Raw genomic sequence first — 18,424 nt, forward strand, 5'->3', positions numbered from 1 at the left:
GTCCGACACACCCCGGTTGGGGCGTGTCTCGTTGTCACGGACTCGATCGCGGAGACCCACCGATTGCGGTGAGCGCGTGATGGAGGGTGGTGTCGCTCGGTGCACGGTCGCGCCAGCGGGCACCGATGTGGCCGTCGGGTCGGACGAGCAGCGCTCCCCGGGGGCCCAGGCCACAGAGATCGGCGTGCTCGTCGGGAAGACGCTCGATGTGCAACACCCATGGTGCGGTGGTCTGTTGCTCCCAGGCGGCGGGGTCGGGGGTGAGCAGGGTGAACCATTCGCCGAAGGTGTCGAGCGTGGAGCGGTCGGGTGTGAGCCAGAGGTGCGGCATGCGGTGGCCGGGCTCCGCGGTGGGGACGTAGTCCGTGCCCGTGTCGGACGGCTCGGGCGGGGCGCTGCCGTCGGTGAGGACGGCGTCGGATCGGTAGGCGACACCGAGCACGAGACCGAGCTGGGCGAAGTACCGGTCGGTCCAGGGCAGTTCGACCCGGGCCGACGCCGCTCCACCGGTCTGCAGTTGCTCGTGGCGCAGCCTCTGCGCTTCGAACATGAGCTTGCTGTTGGCCACCGCCTGGTGGAGGGTCCGGTGGGCGACGGGTTGCCGTTCCGTCTCGTACGTGTCCAACAGGCCTGGTCCGGCCCACCCGTGGACAACGCCCGCCAGCTTCCAGCACAGGTTGTGGACGTCGGCGATGCCGGTGTTCATGCCCAGGCCGCCGACGATCGGGATCGCGTGCGCGGCATCCCCGGCCAGCAGGATCCGGCCGTGCCGGAAGCGCTCGGCGACGAACGCGTTCATCACCCAGTGCTGCACCCGGGACACGTCGGCCCGTACGCCTGCGTCGGGCCCGAGGGCACGCGAGACGAGGCCGGGCCAGTCGGTGCGCTCGGCGTCGTCGGGGGTGGGGCCCAGCCAGGCCCAGCCGCCTTCGGGGTAGAGCGGGAGGAAGGATCCGTGCGCGGTGAAGTAGACCCCGGCGGGCTGATCGGCACACCAGCCGTCGAGGTCGGCGTCGAACACGACGGTGGTGACGGCAGCCGGCGCTCCGGGGCCGGTGGTGCCGATTCCCAGCCGCTGCCGGACGGTGGAGTGCGCGCCGTCGGCGGCGAGAACATAGCGGGCACGGACGCGGTTCTCCTCACCGCTCCGGTGGTCGACGAGTACGGCCACGACGCTGTCGGCTTCCTCGGTGAGGTCGACGAGCTCGGCCCCGAACCTCATCCGTGCGTCTGCCGCGGCGAGCAGGGTGGGTTCCAGCCGGTCCTGCGAGGTGACGACGCCGGTCACGGGGCTTTCGGGGATCGGCGCGTTGATCCCGACCATCGCCGCCGTGGCGAAGTCGCGGTCGTGCAGGGTGTCCCGGAAGCGGATGCGGCCGTACTCCGGCCCGAAGGCGCCGGCCGTGATCCCGCCGGCGAGCCCGAGCCCGCGGTAGATCTCCATCGAGCGCACGTTGACCAGCCGGGACCGTGGAAAGGGGGACAGCTCGCCGCGTTTCTCGACCAGTGACACCCGCACTCCCCAGCGCTCCAGCAGCGCGCGAGCGGTGAGCCCGACCGGCCCGCCACCGACGATCAGTACGTCCACCTCGGCATCCGCCACGGACATGTCGAACCCCTTCTGTTCACCTTGAACCCTTGGACCTCAAGATCCGTCGGGCCACTCGGTGACCGCGGTTGTGCCGCCCCTGGCCACCGACGAGGCCGATCCTCCCCACCCGGCACCGACCACAACATCATCAAGTCGACGTACACCCGAACGAGCACAGGCACGAGAACACCTCCCGGGGCTTGCACAGCAGCCACCCGGTGGCGGTCGGGATTCGGACGCCACTACTGAAAACGATTGTCATCATGCTACGGTCGGCGCGACGTCTCCATTGACCATCCCTTTACCCGGAGTGCTCCGTGCGCCTGCCCGCCCGTCTTCTCCCCCTCTCCGCGGTCACCGCGGCCTCCACCCTGCTGCTCACCGGGTGTTTCTCGGAATCCGCCTCGGACGATTCCGCGGGCGGCTCCGCGGGCGGCGACGGCAAGCGCGTACGCGTGGCGATGATGAACCCGCCGCGCTCCGGGCTGTCGCCGCTGTCCGACGACGCGTTCAAGCTGTCGCGCTGGTCGACCGCCGAGACACTGGTGACGCTCGACACGGACGGCGACGCCGAGCCCGCCCTCGCCACCAAGTGGCAGCAGAACGGCCGGACCTGGACCTTCGAGATACGGGACGGCGTCACCTTCCACGACGGTACGAAGCTCACCGCCGAGTCCGTCGTCCGGTCACTCACGAGGGCCGCGACCGCCTCTCCCAAGCCGCGCATCCTCGACGGCGTCGACCTGACGGTGAAGGCCGACGGCGACTCGGTCGCCGTCACCACCGGAACCGAGGACCCGCTGGTCCCGCAGCGGCTGAGCTCGCCGCAGCTGTCGATCCTGGCGGCGAAGGCGTACGGCGGGAAGACCGTCAGCCCGGTCGGCGCGGGTACCGGCCCCTTCGAGCTGACGAAGGTGAACGGCACGTCGTCGGCGACCCTCGACCGCTACGACGACTACTGGGGCGGCACGGCCAAGTCCCCCGGAATCGATGTGAGGTTCGTGCCCGACGGCACCGCCCGCGCGGCCACCCTGCGCAGCGGCGAGGCCGACGTCGTCGAGGCGGTACCGGTTTCGCAGGCCGCGCTGCTCGACAAGGAGCTGGTCACCGAGGTGCCGATGCCGCGCACCAACACCCTGTACCTGAACACCGGGAGCGGCCCCTTCAAGGACGCCTCCCTCAGGGCCGCCGCCCGCGAGGCCGTCGACGCCGAGTCGATCGTCAAGGGCGTGTACGAGGGCCGCGCGGACATCGCGAAGGGCCTGCTGGGCCCGGCCCTCCCCTGGGCCGCCGACCTGCGGAAGCCGGTCGAGCGCGCCAAGTCCGGTGACCCGAACGGCAAGACGATCACGATCGGTACGTTCACCGACCGCGCCGAACTGCCCGAGGTGGCCCAGACGCTGCAACAGCGGCTCCAGAAGGCCGGGTTCAAGGTGAAGCTGGACGTCCGCGAGTACGCGAACATCGAATCCGACGCGCTGGCGGGCGAGTTCGACGCGTTCATCCTGTCCCGGGCGACCGTCCTCGACTCGGGCGACCCGGCCGCGTACCTCTACAGCGACTTCGGGTCGAAGGGGTCCTTCAACATCTCCCAGCTGTCCGACAAGAAGGTCGACGCGGCCCTGGAGAAGGCCGCCGGGACCAAGACCGGTGACGCGCGCCGCCAGGCCGTCGTCGACGCGGAGGCCGCGGTGCTGGCCACCGACGCCGCGATCCCGATGCTGCACGAGCGCGTGATCCAGGGCGACGCGGCCGGTGTCGTGGACGTCGAGCACGACCCGCGCGAGCGGGCACTGATCACCGCGGACACGTACGTCAAGTGACGTTCATGGCACGCCTGTTCACTCCGGTTACTCCGGTCACTCCGTTCTCGCCGGGCAGCCGGGCCGCTCTCACGCGGCTCGGCTGTCTCGCCGCGGTTCTCGCCGCCGTCGGACTGCTCCCCTGGCTCTCCGGCCGCGACCCCGCCCTCACCGTCCTGCGCGCCCGTTCGGCCGAACAGGAGGGCACGCCGGAGGCCCTCGCCGCGATCCGCGCCGACCTTGGCCTGGACGCGGGTCCCCTTTCCCTGCTGGGGAGTTGGCTGTCCGGTCTGCCGCGCGGCGACCTCGGCACGTCCTGGGTGTCGGGCACCGATGTCCTGCCGTCGGTCGTCTCCGGACTCCAGGTCTCGCTCGCCCTAATGGGCGCGGCGCTCGGGGTCGCGCTCCTGGTGACCTGCACGGTCGTCACTCCCGTACTCGTACGGGGCCGGGGGTCGGCCGGCTCGTTCGCCGCGATGCTCGCCGCACTGCCCGAATTCCTGCTGGCGACGGTCGCGTTGCTGGTGTGCGGAGTGTGGCTGGGCATGCTGCCGACCTCCGGCTGGCAGGGCCCGCAGTACATGGTGCTGCCCGCCGTCGCACTCGGCGTTCCCGCGGGCGGACTCCTCGGCCGCCTGGTCGCGGACGCACTGCCGCCCGTCCTCGACGAGCGCTGGGTGGAACTGTGGCGGGGCGCCGGGGTCGGCAGGGCACGCATCTCGGCCGCCGCCCTGCGTCGCGTACTGCCGCCGCTGGTACCGCAGTTCGGGATGGTCGCCGTCGGCCTGACCGGCGGGGCGGTCGCCGTGGAGACGGTGTTCGCGGTGCCGGGCATCGGCCGTACGGCGCTGGGGGCGGCCAAGTCGCAGGACCTGCCGCTGCTCCAGGGGGCGGTTCTCGCGCTGCTCGTCCTCGGCCTGGTCACGGGCGCGGCGGCGGCCTTCGTACGGCGTCGGCTGCTGGGCCCCGCCCTGCGCGACGCGGGGCTGACGCTGCCCGCGGCCCGCCCGGTCCGCGCGCACCCGGCCGTCCCGTTGACGCTCGGGATCACGCTGGGGACCTGCGTCGGCTGGGGTCTGCTGCGCGACCCGTACACGGTGGACACGACCGCCCGCCTCCAGGCGCCCTCCTGGGCGTTTCCCCTCGGCACGGACGGGCTCGGCCGTGATGTGCTGGCGCGACTCGGGCACGGCGCGGCGTCGACGATCGGCACGGCGGCCGCGGTCTGTCTGGCCGGCCTCGTCCTCGCGCTCGCCCTCGGTTTCCTGCCGGCCGTGGCGTCCGGCGCCTCGGACATCGCCAACGCGCTGCCGCCGGTGATCGCGGGCATCCTGGTCGCGGCCGTCGTGGGCCCCGGAACGGGCGGTGCCGCGCTCGCCGTTGCCCTGCTCTCCTGGCCCGCCCTGTCGTCGCACGCGGCGGCCCTGGTGCAGGAGGTCCGCGCGTCGACGTTCCTGCTGGCCCAACGGGCCATCGGGGCAAGCCCGTTGTGGATCCTCACCCGTCACGTCCTGCCCTCGGTGGCGGCCCCGGTCACCCGCCACGCCCTCCTGCGCCTCCCCGGCATCGCCCTGGCGCTGGCCTCCCTCGGCTTCCTCGGCCTAGGCGCCCAGCCGCCCGCACCGGAGTGGGGACTCCTCCTGGACGAGTCACGGGCGTACGTGGAACGCGCCCCGTGGGCGGCCCTGGCCCCGGCGGTCGCCCTGGCCCTGCTGGCGGGCCTCGCGGTGTCGTCGTCGGCATACGCGGAGGCCGGACCCAGCAGAACGGCCGCGCAGCCCCGCTCCGGTCTCCTCCCCCTCTCCCGTGCCAACTTCTCCGCCCTCCGCCCCCGCAAGGAGCCGACCCGTTGAACCCCGAAGCCCTCCTCTCCGTCCGGGACCTGCACATCTCCGTCGGCGCGGTCGAGGCCGTACGGGGCCTCTCCTTCGACGTGCGCAGGGGTGAAGTCCTCGCCGTGGTGGGCGAGTCGGGCGCGGGCAAGTCCCTGACGGCCCGTGCCCTGCTCGGCATGCCGCCACAGGAGGCGACGGTGACGGGCAGCGTGCGGATGGGGTCGTACGAACTGGTGGGCGCCCCACGTTCAGTACGCGCCGCCCTCCGGGGCCGCCAACTCGCCCTCGTCCCGCAGGACGCGCTCTCGGCACTGTCCCCCGTGCACCGGGTCTCCGATCAACTCGCCGCCGCCGTACGGTCCGTGGACGGGGTCTCCCGCAAGGAGGCGCGGGTGCGGGTGGTGGCCGCACTGGAGGAGGTCGGCATCCCCGCGGACCGGACGAGGGCCTACCCGCACGAGTTCTCGGGCGGTATGCGCCAACGAGCCGTCATCGCCATGGCGTTGCTCCACTCCCCCGCCCTCGTGATCGCCGACGAACCGACCACGGCCCAGGACCCGGAGACCCGGCGCCAGGTCCTCGACCTCCTGACCCACCGCACCGAGGTCACCGGCACGACGCTGGTCCTGATCACCCACGACCTCCCCATGGTCCGCGAACACGCCGACCGAGTTCTGGTCATGTACGCGGGTCGCCTGGTGGAGGAGGGCCCGGTGGAGGAGGTGTTCACCCGTCCCCGGGCGCCGTACACGGCGGGCTTGCTGGCATCGGCGCCCCCTGAGGGGCGCGGGTCTGTGCCGACCTGCGGCTCCGCTGCGGGGCGCGACCAGCCACAACGAACCCGCAGACGCAGACTCCCCTCGATCCCCGGCATCCCTCCCAACCCCACCGCTCTCCCCCCAGGCTGCGCCTTCGCCCCTCGCTGCCCCCTCGCGGACGCGACCCGGTGCGCCACGGCCCACCCAGAGCCGGAAACGCGAGACAACCGCACCGTCGCCTGCCACCACTGGCGCGAACTCCCCGCCCACCCCGCCGAGTTGTACCTGGAGTCGGTGTGAACCCTCTGCTGGACGTACGCGACCTGGTCGTCCGCCACGGCCCCCGCACCACCGTGGACCACGTCTCCTTCGAGATCGCCCCAGGCGAAACCCTCGGTCTCATCGGCCCCTCGGGTTGCGGCAAGTCGTCCACAGCCGTGGCCGTACTGCAGCTGCGCCGCCCGGACAGCGGCGAAGTGTGGTTCGACGGCCGCGAGTTGACCTCCCTGAACGAGAAGCAGCTGCGCCCGCTCAGACCGGCGATGCAGCCCGTGTTCCAGGACCCGTACGGATCACTGGGCCCCCGCCACCGCATCCGCGACGCCATCGCGGAACCCCTGCGCGTACAGGGGAGTTGGGACCGGACGACCGGCCCCGAGCGCGTGGTCGAGCTGCTGGAGCAGGTCGGCCTCGACCCGTCACTCGGCGACCGGCGCCCGCACGAACTCTCCGGCGGCCAGTGCCAACGCGCAGGTATCGCCCGTGCGTTGGCCTGCGAGCCGAAACTCCTGGTGCTCGACGAACCGGTCTCCGCGCTGGACCCGTCCCTGCGCGCGGGCATCCTCAACCTGCTGGCCGAGCTGCAGGAACGCCTCGGCCTCGGCTACCTGTTCATCTGCCACGACATGGCGCTCGTAGGCCATTTCTGCGACCGCGTGGCGGAGATGCGCGAGGGCAGGATCGTCAGGACGACCCCTCTGCCGTGACCTCGGCCGCAGAACCCGCCGAATCCACGGCCCCCGTACCCGCCCCCGCCTCCGCCTTCGCGAGGACCTTCCGCAACCCCTCGGTGAGTTCCTCCGCACTGGTCGCGGTCTCGGGATCGAAGGTCCACTGCGCGATGAGCCCCATCATCAGGGTCATGTAGAACTTGCCCAGCGTGTCGACGTCCCTCTCCGGCACGTCCTCCTCCAGCCCGCCCATCAGCAGCGGGATGATGCCCCGCGCCCCCTCGCGCTGGGCCTTGGCCAAGTGGTCGCGCACGCCGGGCACCTTGTCGCCCATGACCACGATCTCCATGCTGAGATGCCACATCGAACCGGGCCGCTGCATGGTCCCGATGACGTTCGACCACACCTCCTGGAACCGCTCCAGGGACCCCGGCTCCGTGCTCGCCGTGGCGCTCCCGCCCGCGTCGAAGTCGTCGGACAGCCCCTCGACGATGGAGACGTAGGCCTCCGCGAGCAGCGCGTCCTTCGATCCGTAGTGGTAGCCGATCGACGCCAGGTTCGTCCCCGACTCCTTGACGATGTCGCGGGCCGTCGTGCGCACGAAGCCCTTCTCCAGCAGGCAGCGCTTGGCGCCTTCGAGCAGATCCTCACGGTGTCCCATGCGGCTCAGCGTACCTCCGCGACAGACAAGTGTCCCAGACCGACGTCTAATACGGACGTATTGAACGACAGTTTTATACGGTCGTACTAGACAGACGTTTAAGACGCCCGTACATTCCTCGACATGACGAATCCCAGCGCGCCCAACCCGGTCCCTCCGTCCACGCCCGCCTCGGGCACCCCGGGCACTCCCACCCGTGCCGGACGCCGCGAATGGACCGCGCTCGGCGTCCTGATGCTGCCGCTGCTCCTGGTCTCCATGGATGTCTCGGTCCTCTACTTCGCGATCCCGCAGATCAGCGCGGACCTGGAGCCGACCGGCACCCAGCAGCTGTGGATCTTCGACATGTACGCGTTCGTGCTCGCCGGGCTGCTGATGACGATGGGCTCGCTCGGCGACCGCATCGGCCGCCGCAGGCTGCTCCTGGTCGGCGCCGCCGCCTTCGGCGCGGCCTCGCTGGTCGCGGCGTACGCCGACAGCGCCGAGACACTGATCGCGGCGCGCGCGGTGCTCGGCATCGGCGGCGCGACGCTGATGCCGTCCACGCTGGCGATCGTCCGTACGCTCTTCACCGACCAGGCCCAGCGCTCCAAGGCGATCGGCCTGTGGTCCGGCGTGATGACGGCCGGCGTCGCGCTCGGCTCGGTCATGAGCGGAGTGCTCGTGGAGCACTTCTGGTGGGGCTCGGTCTTCCTGGTGAACCTGCCCGCGATGGTGCTCCTGCTGATCCTCGGCCCGATTCTGCTCCCCGAGTCGAAGAACCCGGCGCCGGGCCGCTTCGACCTGCTGAGCGTGCCGCTGTCCATGGCAGCCGTCCTGCCGATGATCTACGGCCTCAAGGAGATCCCCTCGGAGGGCTGGAACGTCCGCTACGTCCTGTCGGTGACCATCGGTCTGCTCTTCGCCGCGCTCTTCGTCCACCGCCAGCGCACGATCGAGTCGCCGATGATCCCGCCCTCGCTCTTCCGCGGCCGCGGTTTCGCACCGGCCGTCTCGCTGAACCTGCTGTCCTCGTTCGGGATGATGGGCTCGGCGCTCTTCACCACGCAGTACCTGCAGTCGGTGCTCGGCAAGAGCTCCATGGAGGCCGCGCTGTGGGGCCTGCTGCCCACCGTGCTGGTCGGCGTCGCCGCACCGGTCGCCGCGCAACTCGTCCAGCGGGGAGTCAACCGGGCGTACGTCGTCTCCGGCGGCTTCGTCCTCGCGGCGTGCGGTTACGGAATGCTGACGGCCGCCGGTACGGACTCGCTGTGGCTGGTCCTCGCCGGGGCCGGGGTCATCGCCGCCGGCATCGTCACCGTGATGTCCCAGATGATGGACCTGGCGCTGGGCACCGTACCGGTGGAGAAGGCGGGCACCGCCTCCTCGGTCCTGGAGACCGGCGCGGAGTTCGGCGGTGCGCTGGGTATGGCGCTCCTCGGCTCCATCGGTACCGCGGTGTACCGCCACGACATCCCGGACGCGGCTCCTGCCGCGGCCCACGAAACCCTCGGCGCGGCCCTCGCCGTGGCCCCGCAGCTGCCGGGCCGCGCGGGTGACGCCCTGGTGAGCGCGGCCCGCGAGGCCTTCACCAGCGGAATGCAGGCCGCCGCGATCGCGGGCGCGCTGCTCCTGCTGGGCGCGGCGGTACTGGCGGCGGTGACCCTGCGCCGGGTCCGCGTCCGGGAGACGGAGTCCGCCGAGCCGGAGAAGGTCTGCGTCTGACCAACAGGTTTCGCCCCCGCCGCCCCTACCCATTCCCGTCCCTGACTCAGGGGCTCCGCCCCCGAACCCCCGCAAAAAGATTGCGCAGTTCCCCGCGCCCCTGTTCAGGGGCGCGGGGAACTGCGCAATCTTTTAACCCAGCCACGCCCTTTCAGCCCGTCCGGCGTTTGAGGACGAGGCCGTTCAGGCCGAAGCGGGGGTCTGGGGGCGGCAGCCCCCAGTGGCGGGCATCCTCACACGAGGTTGACCGACCGGGCCTGCGTCGCGCCGATCTCCTCAGCCAGCTCCGTCAGCACCGTCTGCGGAACCGTGTCGTCCACGGTCAGCACGGCCAGAGCCTCGCCACCCACGTCCGCACGGGCGACCTGCATGCCCGCGATGTTGATGCCCGCCTCGCCGAGGATCCGGCCGAGGGTGCCGACGACACCGGGACGGTCGGTGTAGTTGAGGACGACCATGTGGTCGGCGAGCGCCAGATCCACGTCGTACTCGCCGACCGCGACGATCTTCTGGTGGTGCTTGGGTCCGGCGAGCGTGCCGGAGACCGAGACCTCCTGGCCGTCGCCGAGGGTGCCGCGCACGGTCACCACGTTCCGGTGGTCCGAGGACTCCGAGCTCGTGGTCAGCCGCACCTCGACACCGCGCTCCTGCGCGAACAGCGGGGCGTTCACGTACGACACGGTCTCGTCGACGACGTCCTCGAACACGCCCTTGAGCGCGGAGAGTTCGAGCACCTTGACGTCGTGCTGGGTGATCTCGCCGTACACCTCGACGTCGAGGCGGACCGCGACCTCGCCCGCGAGGGCGGTGAAGATACGGCCGAGCTTCTCGGCGAGCGGCAGACCAGGCTTGACGTCCTCGGCGATGACACCGCCCTGGACGTTCACCGCGTCCGGGACCAGCTCACCGGCGAGCGCGAGGCGCACCGAGCGGGCGACGGAGATACCGGCCTTCTCCTGCGCCTCGTCCGTGGAGGCACCGAGGTGCGGGGTGCAGACGACCTCGTCGAGCTCGAAGAGCGGGGAGTCCGTGCAGGGCTCCTTCGCGTACACGTCGAGGCCGGCGCCGGCGACGCGGCCCTCCTTGAGCGCGGAGTACAGCGCGGCCTCGTCGACGATCCCACCACGCGCGGCGTTGACGATCCGCACCGACGGCTTGACCTTGTGCAGCGCCTCGTCGCCGATGAGACCGACGGTCTCGGGCGTCTTGGGCAGGTGCACGGTGATGAAGTCGGAGACCTCCAGCAGCTCGTCCAGCGACAGGACCTTGACGCCCATCTGCGCGGCCCGCGCGGGCTGTACGTACGGGTCGTAGGCGACGACCTTCATGCCGAAGGCCGACATGCGCTGGGCGACGAGCGCGCCGATGCGGCCCAGACCCACGACACCGAGGGTCTTCTCCGCGAGCTCGACGCCGGTGTACTTGGAGCGCTTCCACTCACCGTTCTTGAGCGCGGTGTTGGCCTGCGGGATGTGACGCGCGGAGGCCAGGAGCAGACCACAGGCCAGCTCGGCGGCGGTCACGATGTTCGAGGTGGGGGCGTTGACGACCATCACGCCGGCCTTGGTGGCGGCGGAGACGTCGACGTTGTCCAGGCCGACGCCGGCTCGTGCGACGACCTTCAGCTTGCTCGCGGCGGCGATGGCCTCGGCATCGACCTTCGTCGCGGAACGGATCAGGATCGCGTCGACGTCGGCGATGGCGGGCAGCAGTTCGGCGCGGTCCGCGCCGTTCGCGTGCCGGATCTCGAAGTCCGGGCCCAGGGCGTCGACGGTCGCGGGCGACAGCTCTTCAGCGATGAGTACGACAGGTTTCGAGCTCACGTGAGTCCTCACAGGTCCAATGCGGACGGCCGTCCCGACGGCCGCATGCGGTGGAGGGAGCGGCGCCGGGGAGTTCCGGGTGCGTTCCCGCGTCGTTCGGTGCGTGCTCTCGGTGTGCCGGGCGAAGGTCCTCGTAGCGGAGCTACTCGGGCCTTTGACCGGTGCAGCGAGAGTGCGCGCCGGGCGGCGTGGGGACGTGCCTGAAACTCCTCGGTGTCGCGATTGCCGCGTGGAAGACGCACGACGCTGTGGGCCCGACGCGTATGTAGTGGAGCAGTCTAGTGGCGGCGCGGTGCTGTTCTTACGCCTCCGCAGAAGGATCACCCGGACGTGGATGATCCAGCCCCTCCGGCGTTTGAGGAGCGGGGTCCGGGGCGGAGCCCCGTGGCGGCACCACGGGCGGACGGGCACGGCCGTGGCGCCGGGCAGCCCCGACACCACGGCCGAACCGACGGAGTCACTCGTCGTCGTTGACCCACGACATCAGCTTGCGCAGTTCCTTGCCGGTCGTCTCCAGGAGGGACTCGGCGTCCTGCTGCTTGTACTCGTTGTACTTCTTCAGACCGCCGTGGTACTCGTCCATCCACTGCTGGGCGAACGTGCCGTCCTGGATCTCGCCCAGGACCTTCTTCATCTCGGCCTTGGTGGCGTCCGTGATGATGCGGGGGCCGGTGATGTAGTCGCCCCACTCGGCGGTCTCGGAGACCGACCAGCGCATCTTCTCCAGGCCGCCCTCGTACATGAGGTCCACGATCAGCTTCAGCTCGTGGAGGCACTCGAAGTACGCGATCTCCGGCTGGTAGCCGGCCTCGGTCAGCGTCTCGAAGCCCGCCTTGACCAGCGCGGCCGTACCACCGCAGAGAACGGCCTGCTCACCGAACAGGTCGGTCTCGGTCTCCTCGGTGAAGGTCGTCTTGATGACGCCCGCGCGCGTGCCACCGATGCCCTTGGCGTACGAGAGCGCCAGCGGGAAACCGTTGCCGGTCGCGTCCTGCTCGACGGCCGCGATACACGGAACGCCGCGGCCCTCCTCGTACTGGCGGCGGACCAGGTGGCCCGGGCCCTTCGGGGCGACCATGCAGACGTCGATGCCGGCCGGGGGCTTGATGAAGCCGAAGCGGATGTTCAGGCCGTGGCCGAAGAACAGCGCGTCGCCGTCGTTGAGGTTGTCCTTGATGGACTCCTCGTACACCTGGGCCTGGATCGGGTCCGGAACGAGGATCATGATGACGTCGGCCTCGGCGGCGGCCTCCGACGGGGTCACCACGCGCAGGCCCTGCTCCTCGGCCTTGGCCTTGGACTTGGAGCCCTCGTGCAGACCGACCCGGACGTCGACACCCGAGTCACGGAGCGACAGCGCGTGGGCATGGCCCTGGCTGCCGTAGCCGATGACCGCGACCTTGCGGCCCTGGATGATGGACAGGTCGGCGTCGTCGTCGTAGAACAGCTCGGCCACTGGGTTCTCTCCTATGTGTGCTGGGTGTTGCGTCCCACCGTACGGCGGGAGGGGGAAGGGAAGTTTCGGGGTCTCGGAATACGGGCGCGTACGACTTCACATACGGGTCGTACGTGAAGTCGTACGAGGCCTACGCGGACCGGTCGAGGGCGCGCAGGGAACGGTCGGTGATGGACCGGGCGCCGCGGCCGATGGCGATCGTGCCGGACTGGACGAGCTCCTTGATGCCGAACGGCTCCAGCATCTTGAGCATGGCCTCCAGCTTCTCGCTGCCGCCGGTGGCCTCGATGGTGACGGCCTCCGGGGAGACGTCCACGGTCTTGGCGCGGAACAGCTGGACGATCTCGACGATCTGGGAGCGCGTCTCGTTGTCGGCGCGCACCTTCACCAGAACGAGTTCGCGCTGAACGGCCGCGGCCGGCTCCAGTTCGACGATCTTCAGGACGTTGACGAGCTTGTTGAGCTGCTTGGTGACCTGTTCGAGCGGCAGTTCCTCGATCACGTTCACCACGATCGTGATGCGCGAGATGTCGGGGTGCTCGGTGACGCCGACGGCGAGCGAGTCGATGTTGAAGCCGCGGCGGGAGAACAGGGCCGTGATCCGGGCGAGGACACCGGGCTTGTTCTCCACCAGGACGGAGAGCGTGTGCTTGGACATGATCTGCTTCCTTTACCTACGGCTCTCAGTCGTCTTCGTTGTCGCCGAAGTCCGGGCGGACGTCCCGGGCGGCCAGGATCTCGTCGTTCGAGGTGCCGGCGGCGACCATCGGCCACACCATGGCGTCCTCGTGGACGATGAAGTCGATCACGACGGGACGGTCGTTGATCGAGTTCGCTTCTTCGATGACCTTGTCCAGGTCGTCCGCGGACTCGCAGCGGATCGCGTAGCAGCCCATGGCCTCCGACAGCTTGACGAAGTCGGGGACGCGGGTGCCGGCGCTCGGCTGCTTTCCGTCGGCGTCGGGGCCGGAGTGCAGCACGGTGTTGGAGTACCGCTGGTTGTAGAAGAGGGTCTGCCACTGGCGGACCATCCCGAGGGCGCCGTTGTTGATGATGGCGACCTTGATCGGGATGTTGTTCAGGGCGCAGGTCGTGAGCTCCTGATTGGTCATCTGGAAGCAGCCGTCGCCGTCGATCGCCCAGACCGTACGGTCCGGGGCGCCGGCCTTGGCACCCATCGCGGCCGGGACCGCGTAGCCCATCGTCCCGGCGCCGCCGGAGTTCAGCCAGGTCGCGGGCTTCTCGTACTGGATGTAGTGCGCGGCCCACATCTGGTGCTGGCCGACGCCCGCCGCGAAGATCGTGCCCTCGGGGGCGAGCTGTCCGACGCGCTCGATGACCTGCTGCGGGGAGAGCGAACCGTTGTCGGGCTGCTCGTAGCCGAGCGGGTAGGTCTCGCGCCAGCGGTTGAGGTCCTTCCACCACGCGGTGTAGTCGCCGGTCTGGCCCTCGCTGTGCTCCTTCTGCACGGCCTGGACCAGGTCGGCGATGACCTCGCGGGCGTCCCCGACGATCGGGACGTCGGCGGCGCGGTTCTTGCCGATCTCCGCCGGGTCGATGTCGGCGTGGACGATCTTTGCGTACGGAGCGAAGCTGGACAGCTTGCCGGTGACGCGGTCGTCGAAGCGGGCTCCGAGGGCGACGATCAGGTCGGCCTTCTGCAGCGCGGTGACGGCGGTGACCGCACCGTGCATGCCCGGCATTCCCACGTGCAGCGGGTGGCTGTCGGGGAATGCGCCGAGCGCCATCAGTGTGGTGGTGACGGGCGCTCCGGTGAGTTCTGCGAGGACCTTCAGCTCGGCGGTGGCACCGGCCTTGAGGACGCCGCCGCCGACGTACAGGACGGGCCGCTTGGCCTGGGTGATCAGCCGGGCGGCCTCGCGGATCTGCTTGGCGTGCGGCTTGGTCACCGGGCGGTAGCCGGGCAGGTCCTGGGCGGGCGGCCACTGGAAGGTGGTGCGCGCCTGGAGGGCGTCCTTGGCGATGTCGACCAGGACCGGGCCCGGGCGGCCGGTGGAGGCGATGTGGAAGGCCTCCGCGATCGTCCGCGGGATGTCCTCGGCCTTGGTGACGAGGAAGTTGTGCTTGGTGATCGGCATCGTGATGCCGACGATGTCCGCCTCCTGGAAGGCGTCCGTACCGATCGCCTTGGACGCGACCTGGCCGGTGATCGCCACGAGCGGCACCGAGTCCATGTGCGCGTCGGCGATCGGGGTCACCAGGTTGGTGGCGCCGGGACCGCTGGTCGCCATGCAGACGCCGACCTTGCCAGTGGCCTGCGCGTAGCCGGTGGCCGCGTGGCCCGCGCCCTGCTCGTGGCGGACGAGCACGTGGCGCACCCGCCGGGAGTCCATCAGCGGGTCGTAGGCCGGAAGGATCGCACCGCCGGGAATGCCGAATACCGTCTCGGCCCCGACCTCCTCGAGAGAACGGATGAGGGACTGCGCTCCCGTCACCTGCTCGGGGGCGGACTGCTGTCCTCCGGAACGGGGCCGCGGCTGCGGGTGGTGGGCCCCGGTGGCCTGCTCGGTCATCGGCATTCTCTTCTCGATGCTGAGGGTTTTTGCGAGGTTTGTGCGGTGTTCAGTTGCTGCTCGGCCTGCACCTGTGCAACAAAAAACCCCTCGTGCCGTGAGGCAAGCGAGGGGAGCGCGCCGGGTGCGGTCGCTGGGAGTTCCGGGTCATCGATCCGGTGCTTCCCAGCTCAGCCGACGCGCTTTCCAAGTACGAGAATTCGGGTGCGCATGGCACAGACCCTCCCCCCGGCACGCAGTGCGTGTCAAGTGGGTGGGACGGGAGTCTCATCATGTGAGCGGAGGGCCGTACCGGTTCCGTACGCGGCCGAGGACACTCCGGCCACGTACGCACTCGTACTCCCACCTGCGTAGACACCGCTGCTGCCGCCTCCCACGAAGATCGGTTCCACGGGGCCGTGAGGCACGGGGTAGGCGCCGGCCGCGAGGGCGCGGCGCAGTCGGTACTCGTCCAGGGGTCCGGAGAACGCGTTGCCCTGTCCGTGGGTGCAGCCCATCGAGCGCAGGGCGATGACCTGCTCGGGCAGGTCCACGCCGGCGGCCACGGTCTGCAGGCCCAGGTCGTTCGCGATACGCAGCAGTCCACTGGTGATCTTGTGGAGCCGGGCGGACTCGACGACACCCTCCACCAGACCGCGGTCCAGTTTCAGTACGTCGACGGGGAGGCGGCGCAGTGCGGTGATCGTGGCGTAGCCGTTGCCGAAGCCGTCCAGGGCGATCCGGACGCCCAGCCGCCTGAGCGCGTTGAGTCGGCGCTCCAGCTCGTCGAGGGAGATCTTGGGATCGGTTTCGGCCAGTTCGATGACAAGGGCACCGGACGGCAGGCCGTGCCGGGTCAGCAGGGCCTCGACGGATCCGAGGGGCATGGACCGGTCGAGGAGCCGGCGGGCGGTCATCCGGACGGTGACGGGCACGGCGAGCCCCGTGGCGGCACGCTCGGCGGCCTGCTCGACGGCCTCCTCCAGCATCCAGCGGCCCAGTTCGGCGGTGCGCTCGCTGTCCTCGGCGACGCGCAGGAACTCGGCGGGGGTGAACAGCACGCCCTGGGCCGAGCGCCAGCGCGCCTGGGCCGCGACCGCCGTGATCCGGCCGGTGTCGAGGGAGACCACGGGCTGGTGCAGCAGCGCGAACTCGCCGTCGTGCAGGGCTGCCCGCAGCCGGGTGGCCAGCTGGGCCTTCCGTACGACGTCCTGCTGCATCTGGGGCGCGTACAGCTCGACGCGCCCCTTGCCCGCGGCCTTCGCGCGGTACATCGCGAGGTCCGCGTTGCGCAGCAGCTCGCCCGCGCCGAGACCGGGTTCGGAGAAGGCGACGCCGATGGAGGCGGCGACCCGGACATCGTTGCCGTCGATGGTGTACGGCTGCGAGAGGGTCACGCGCAGTCGGTCGGCGAGTTCGAAGATCTGGTGCTCGCGTGCGGTGCGGTCGCGGCCGCCGTCGCCGACGATCAGGGCCGCGAACTCGTCGCCGCCGAGCCGGGAGGCTGTGTCGCTCTTCCGGACGGCGTCCTGGAGTCTGCGGGCGGCCTGGACGAGCAGTTCGTCGCCGGCCTGGTGCCCGATGGTGTCGTTGACGGCCTTGAAGCCGTCGAGGTCGATGAAGAGGACGGCGGTGCCGCGGTCGGAGGAACGGCGGCCGGAAAGCGCCTGTCCGACGCGCTTGGTGAACAGGGCGCGGTTGGGCAGGTCGGTGAGCGGGTCGTGCTCGGCGTTGTGCTGCAGCTGTGCCTGGAGGCGGACCCGTTCGGTCACGTCCCGGCTGTTGAAGATGAGGCCGCCGTGGTGGCGGTTGACGGTCGACTCGACGTTGAGCCAGCCTCCCCCACCGCCGGACTTGAAGCGGCACTCGATGCGGGTGGTGGGTTCCTCGCCGGGGCTGGCGGCGAGGAAGCGGCGCACCTCGTGCACCACACAGCCCAGGTCCTCCGGGTGGATCAGCGAGGCGAGTTCGGAGCCGACGAGTTCCTCGGCGGGCCGTCCGTAGACCCCGGCCGCGGCCGGGCTGACGTACCGGAGGATGCCGTTCGGAGCGGCGATCATGATGACGTCGCTGGAGCCCTGCACCAGGGAGCGGAAGTGGTTCTCCTTCTGGGCCAGTTCCTGGGTGAGGGTGATGTTGTCGAGGAGCATGATGCCCTGGCGCACGACGAGGGCGAGGACGACCGTGCCGCCGGTGACGAGCACCACGCGGTCGACGCTGCGGCCGTTGAGCACGTTGTAGAGGATGCCCAGCGTGCAGACGGCGGCGGCCAGGTAGGGAGTGAGTGCCGCCAGTGAACTGCTGATGGGCCGGCCGGCCGGATACCGACTGTGACCTCCTTCCTGGAGGGGCACGTGTGCCGGTTGTCCCTGTTGGGGCCCGGGCACGTAGCCGTACACCACGCGCGTGTGCCCCTCTTCTTCCGTGTGTCCGCGTCGTTGCCCCACCCAGGGGGCGTACGCGAGCAGTAGTGATCCGGCGAACCAGCCGGCGTCGAGCAGTTGCCCGGAGCGGTAGTCGTTGTGCATCAGCGGTGAGGTGAACAGGGCGTCGCACATGACCGTCAGAGCCAGGGCGCCGATCGCGGTGTTCACCGCGGAGCGGTTCACGGCCGAGCGCCTGAAGTGCAGTGCGAGCACCATGCTCACCAGGGCGATGTCCAGCAGCGGATACGCGAGCGAGAGCGCGGTGTGCGGGACGCTCGGACCCTCCGCCTTCGCCGCCTGGGCGAGCGCAAGGCTCCAGGAGAGCGTGAGCAGCGAGCCGCCGATCAGCCAGGCGTCCAGACCCAGACAGACCCAGCCGGCCTTGCTCACCGGCCGTTTGGCGAGGACGAGCAGTCCCACGATGGCCGGTGGTGCGAAGCACAGGAAGAACAGGTCCGCGTAGCTCGGGCTGGGCACCGGGGCTTCCAGTACGACCTCGTACCAGCCCCAGACGAAGTTGCCCGCCGCCGCCATGGCGGAGGAGAGCGCGAAGAGCAGCCATGCGGGTCGAAAGCGGCTGCGAGGGGTGCGGGCGCAGAGGAAGCAGGAGACGGCCGCGGTGGCGGCCGCCGCACTCAGCCCGAAGTCGCCCATGATCAGGGCGAGTCGTGGTGATCCCCAGCCGAGCGCGGAACCGACGGCGTATCCCGCGCACACCAGGGCCAGCACGAGTTGCGGTACGACACCCGCTCCGCCCCCGGGGACCGGACGACGGGCCGGCAGCGCCGCCGGGGAGCTCACTGTGTCTCTCCGGACCGTGCCGCCCCCGAGTCCCTCTGGTCCCGGCGTGCCGGATGTGCGTGCCTCCTGCGACCGCCGGGCCTTCGGTGGTGATGGCCGCTGTG

12 protein-coding genes are annotated in these 18,424 nt (G+C 70.5%); 5 read left to right on the plus strand and 7 right to left on the minus strand.

Going from position 1 to position 18,424, the window contains the following annotated elements; genetic code table 11:
* Positions 1-34 precede the first annotated feature (34 nt).
* Positions 35-1,609, minus strand: coding sequence for an FAD-dependent monooxygenase (locus ACZ5VQ_RS34505; protein WP_469108382.1), 1,575 nt, complete (start codon positions 1,607-1,609; stop codon positions 35-37).
* A 299-nt stretch (positions 1,610-1,908) separates the two neighbouring features.
* Here ACZ5VQ_RS34505 and ACZ5VQ_RS34510 point away from each other — a divergent pair, with 299 nt between their 5' ends.
* The 4 genes from ACZ5VQ_RS34510 to ACZ5VQ_RS34525 are packed head-to-tail and all read left to right on the plus strand — an operon-like array spanning position 1,909 to position 6,972.
* The gene (locus ACZ5VQ_RS34510; RefSeq protein WP_469108383.1) at positions 1,909-3,414 is read left to right on the plus strand and encodes an ABC transporter substrate-binding protein; all 1,506 of its coding nucleotides are present in this window, start codon (positions 1,909-1,911) and stop codon (positions 3,412-3,414) included.
* 5 nt (positions 3,415-3,419) lie between these two features.
* Positions 3,420-5,246, plus strand: coding sequence for an ABC transporter permease subunit (locus tag ACZ5VQ_RS34515; protein WP_469108384.1), 1,827 nt, complete (start codon positions 3,420-3,422; stop codon positions 5,244-5,246).
* Positions 5,243-6,286, plus strand: coding sequence for an ABC transporter ATP-binding protein (locus ACZ5VQ_RS34520; protein WP_469108385.1), 1,044 nt, complete (start codon positions 5,243-5,245; stop codon positions 6,284-6,286). Before ACZ5VQ_RS34515 ends, ACZ5VQ_RS34520 begins: the two co-directional genes overlap by 4 nt.
* Entirely contained in the window at positions 6,283-6,972 is a 690-nt protein-coding gene (locus tag ACZ5VQ_RS34525) for an ATP-binding cassette domain-containing protein (RefSeq protein ID WP_469108386.1), read from the plus strand. The genes ACZ5VQ_RS34520 and ACZ5VQ_RS34525 overlap by 4 nt, the downstream gene beginning before the upstream one ends.
* Here ACZ5VQ_RS34525 and ACZ5VQ_RS34530 read toward each other — a convergent pair.
* Positions 6,950-7,597 (minus strand): TetR/AcrR family transcriptional regulator, encoded by a 648-nt coding sequence (locus tag ACZ5VQ_RS34530; RefSeq protein WP_469108387.1) that lies wholly within the window; start codon positions 7,595-7,597, stop codon positions 6,950-6,952. The two genes, ACZ5VQ_RS34525 and ACZ5VQ_RS34530, sit on opposite strands and share 23 nt — an antisense overlap.
* Positions 7,598-7,720: 123 nt before the next feature.
* On the opposite strand from ACZ5VQ_RS34530, the gene ACZ5VQ_RS34535 reads away from it, so the two are divergent.
* Positions 7,721-9,301, plus strand: coding sequence for an MFS transporter (locus ACZ5VQ_RS34535; RefSeq protein ID WP_469108388.1), 1,581 nt, complete (start codon positions 7,721-7,723; stop codon positions 9,299-9,301).
* Between the two features lie 233 nt (positions 9,302-9,534).
* Here ACZ5VQ_RS34535 and serA read toward each other — a convergent pair whose 3' ends face one another.
* The 5 genes from serA to ACZ5VQ_RS34560 all read right to left on the minus strand — a co-directional run bounded on the left by serA (position 9,535) and on the right by ACZ5VQ_RS34560 (position 18,320).
* Positions 9,535-11,124, minus strand: a complete 1,590-nt coding sequence (serA, locus tag ACZ5VQ_RS34540; RefSeq protein ID WP_189843650.1) for a phosphoglycerate dehydrogenase — start codon at positions 11,122-11,124, stop codon at positions 9,535-9,537.
* Positions 11,125-11,581: 457 nt separating this feature from the next.
* The gene (ilvC, locus tag ACZ5VQ_RS34545) at positions 11,582-12,580 is read right to left on the minus strand and encodes a ketol-acid reductoisomerase (protein ID WP_143640586.1); all 999 of its coding nucleotides are present in this window, start codon (positions 12,578-12,580) and stop codon (positions 11,582-11,584) included.
* 130 nt (positions 12,581-12,710) lie between these two features.
* A complete protein-coding gene (gene ilvN, locus ACZ5VQ_RS34550) occupies positions 12,711-13,238 on the minus strand; it encodes an acetolactate synthase small subunit (RefSeq protein WP_469108389.1) in 528 nt (175 codons plus the stop codon).
* 25 nt (positions 13,239-13,263) lie between these two features.
* On the minus strand, positions 13,264-15,120 hold the full coding sequence (locus ACZ5VQ_RS34555) for an acetolactate synthase large subunit (protein WP_362075478.1): 1,857 nt from the start codon (positions 15,118-15,120) through the stop codon (positions 13,264-13,266).
* Between the two features lie 239 nt (positions 15,121-15,359).
* Positions 15,360-18,320, minus strand: coding sequence for a putative bifunctional diguanylate cyclase/phosphodiesterase (locus ACZ5VQ_RS34560; protein ID WP_469108390.1), 2,961 nt, complete (start codon positions 18,318-18,320; stop codon positions 15,360-15,362).
* Between the last annotated feature and the right edge of the window lie 104 nt (positions 18,321-18,424).

The organism is Streptomyces sp. NPDC033178, from assembly GCF_055577685.1.

What these genes read in the sequence shown, in the direction of transcription:
- ilvN (WP_469108389.1), bottom strand. Translation starts at nt 13,238, where the DNA reads ATGTCCAAGCACACGCTCTCCGTCCTGGTGGAGAACAAGCCCGGTGTC.
- ACZ5VQ_RS34530 (WP_469108387.1), bottom strand. Translation starts at nt 7,597, where the DNA reads ATGGGACACCGTGAGGATCTGCTCGAAGGCGCCAAGCGCTGCCTGCTG.
- ACZ5VQ_RS34515 (WP_469108384.1), top strand. Translation starts at nt 3,420, where the DNA reads ATGGCACGCCTGTTCACTCCGGTTACTCCGGTCACTCCGTTCTCGCCG.
- ACZ5VQ_RS34555 (WP_362075478.1), bottom strand. Translation starts at nt 15,120, where the DNA reads ATGCCGATGACCGAGCAGGCCACCGGGGCCCACCACCCGCAGCCGCGG.
- ACZ5VQ_RS34535 (WP_469108388.1), top strand. Translation starts at nt 7,721, where the DNA reads ATGACGAATCCCAGCGCGCCCAACCCGGTCCCTCCGTCCACGCCCGCC.
- ACZ5VQ_RS34505 (WP_469108382.1), bottom strand. Translation starts at nt 1,609, where the DNA reads ATGTCCGTGGCGGATGCCGAGGTGGACGTACTGATCGTCGGTGGCGGG.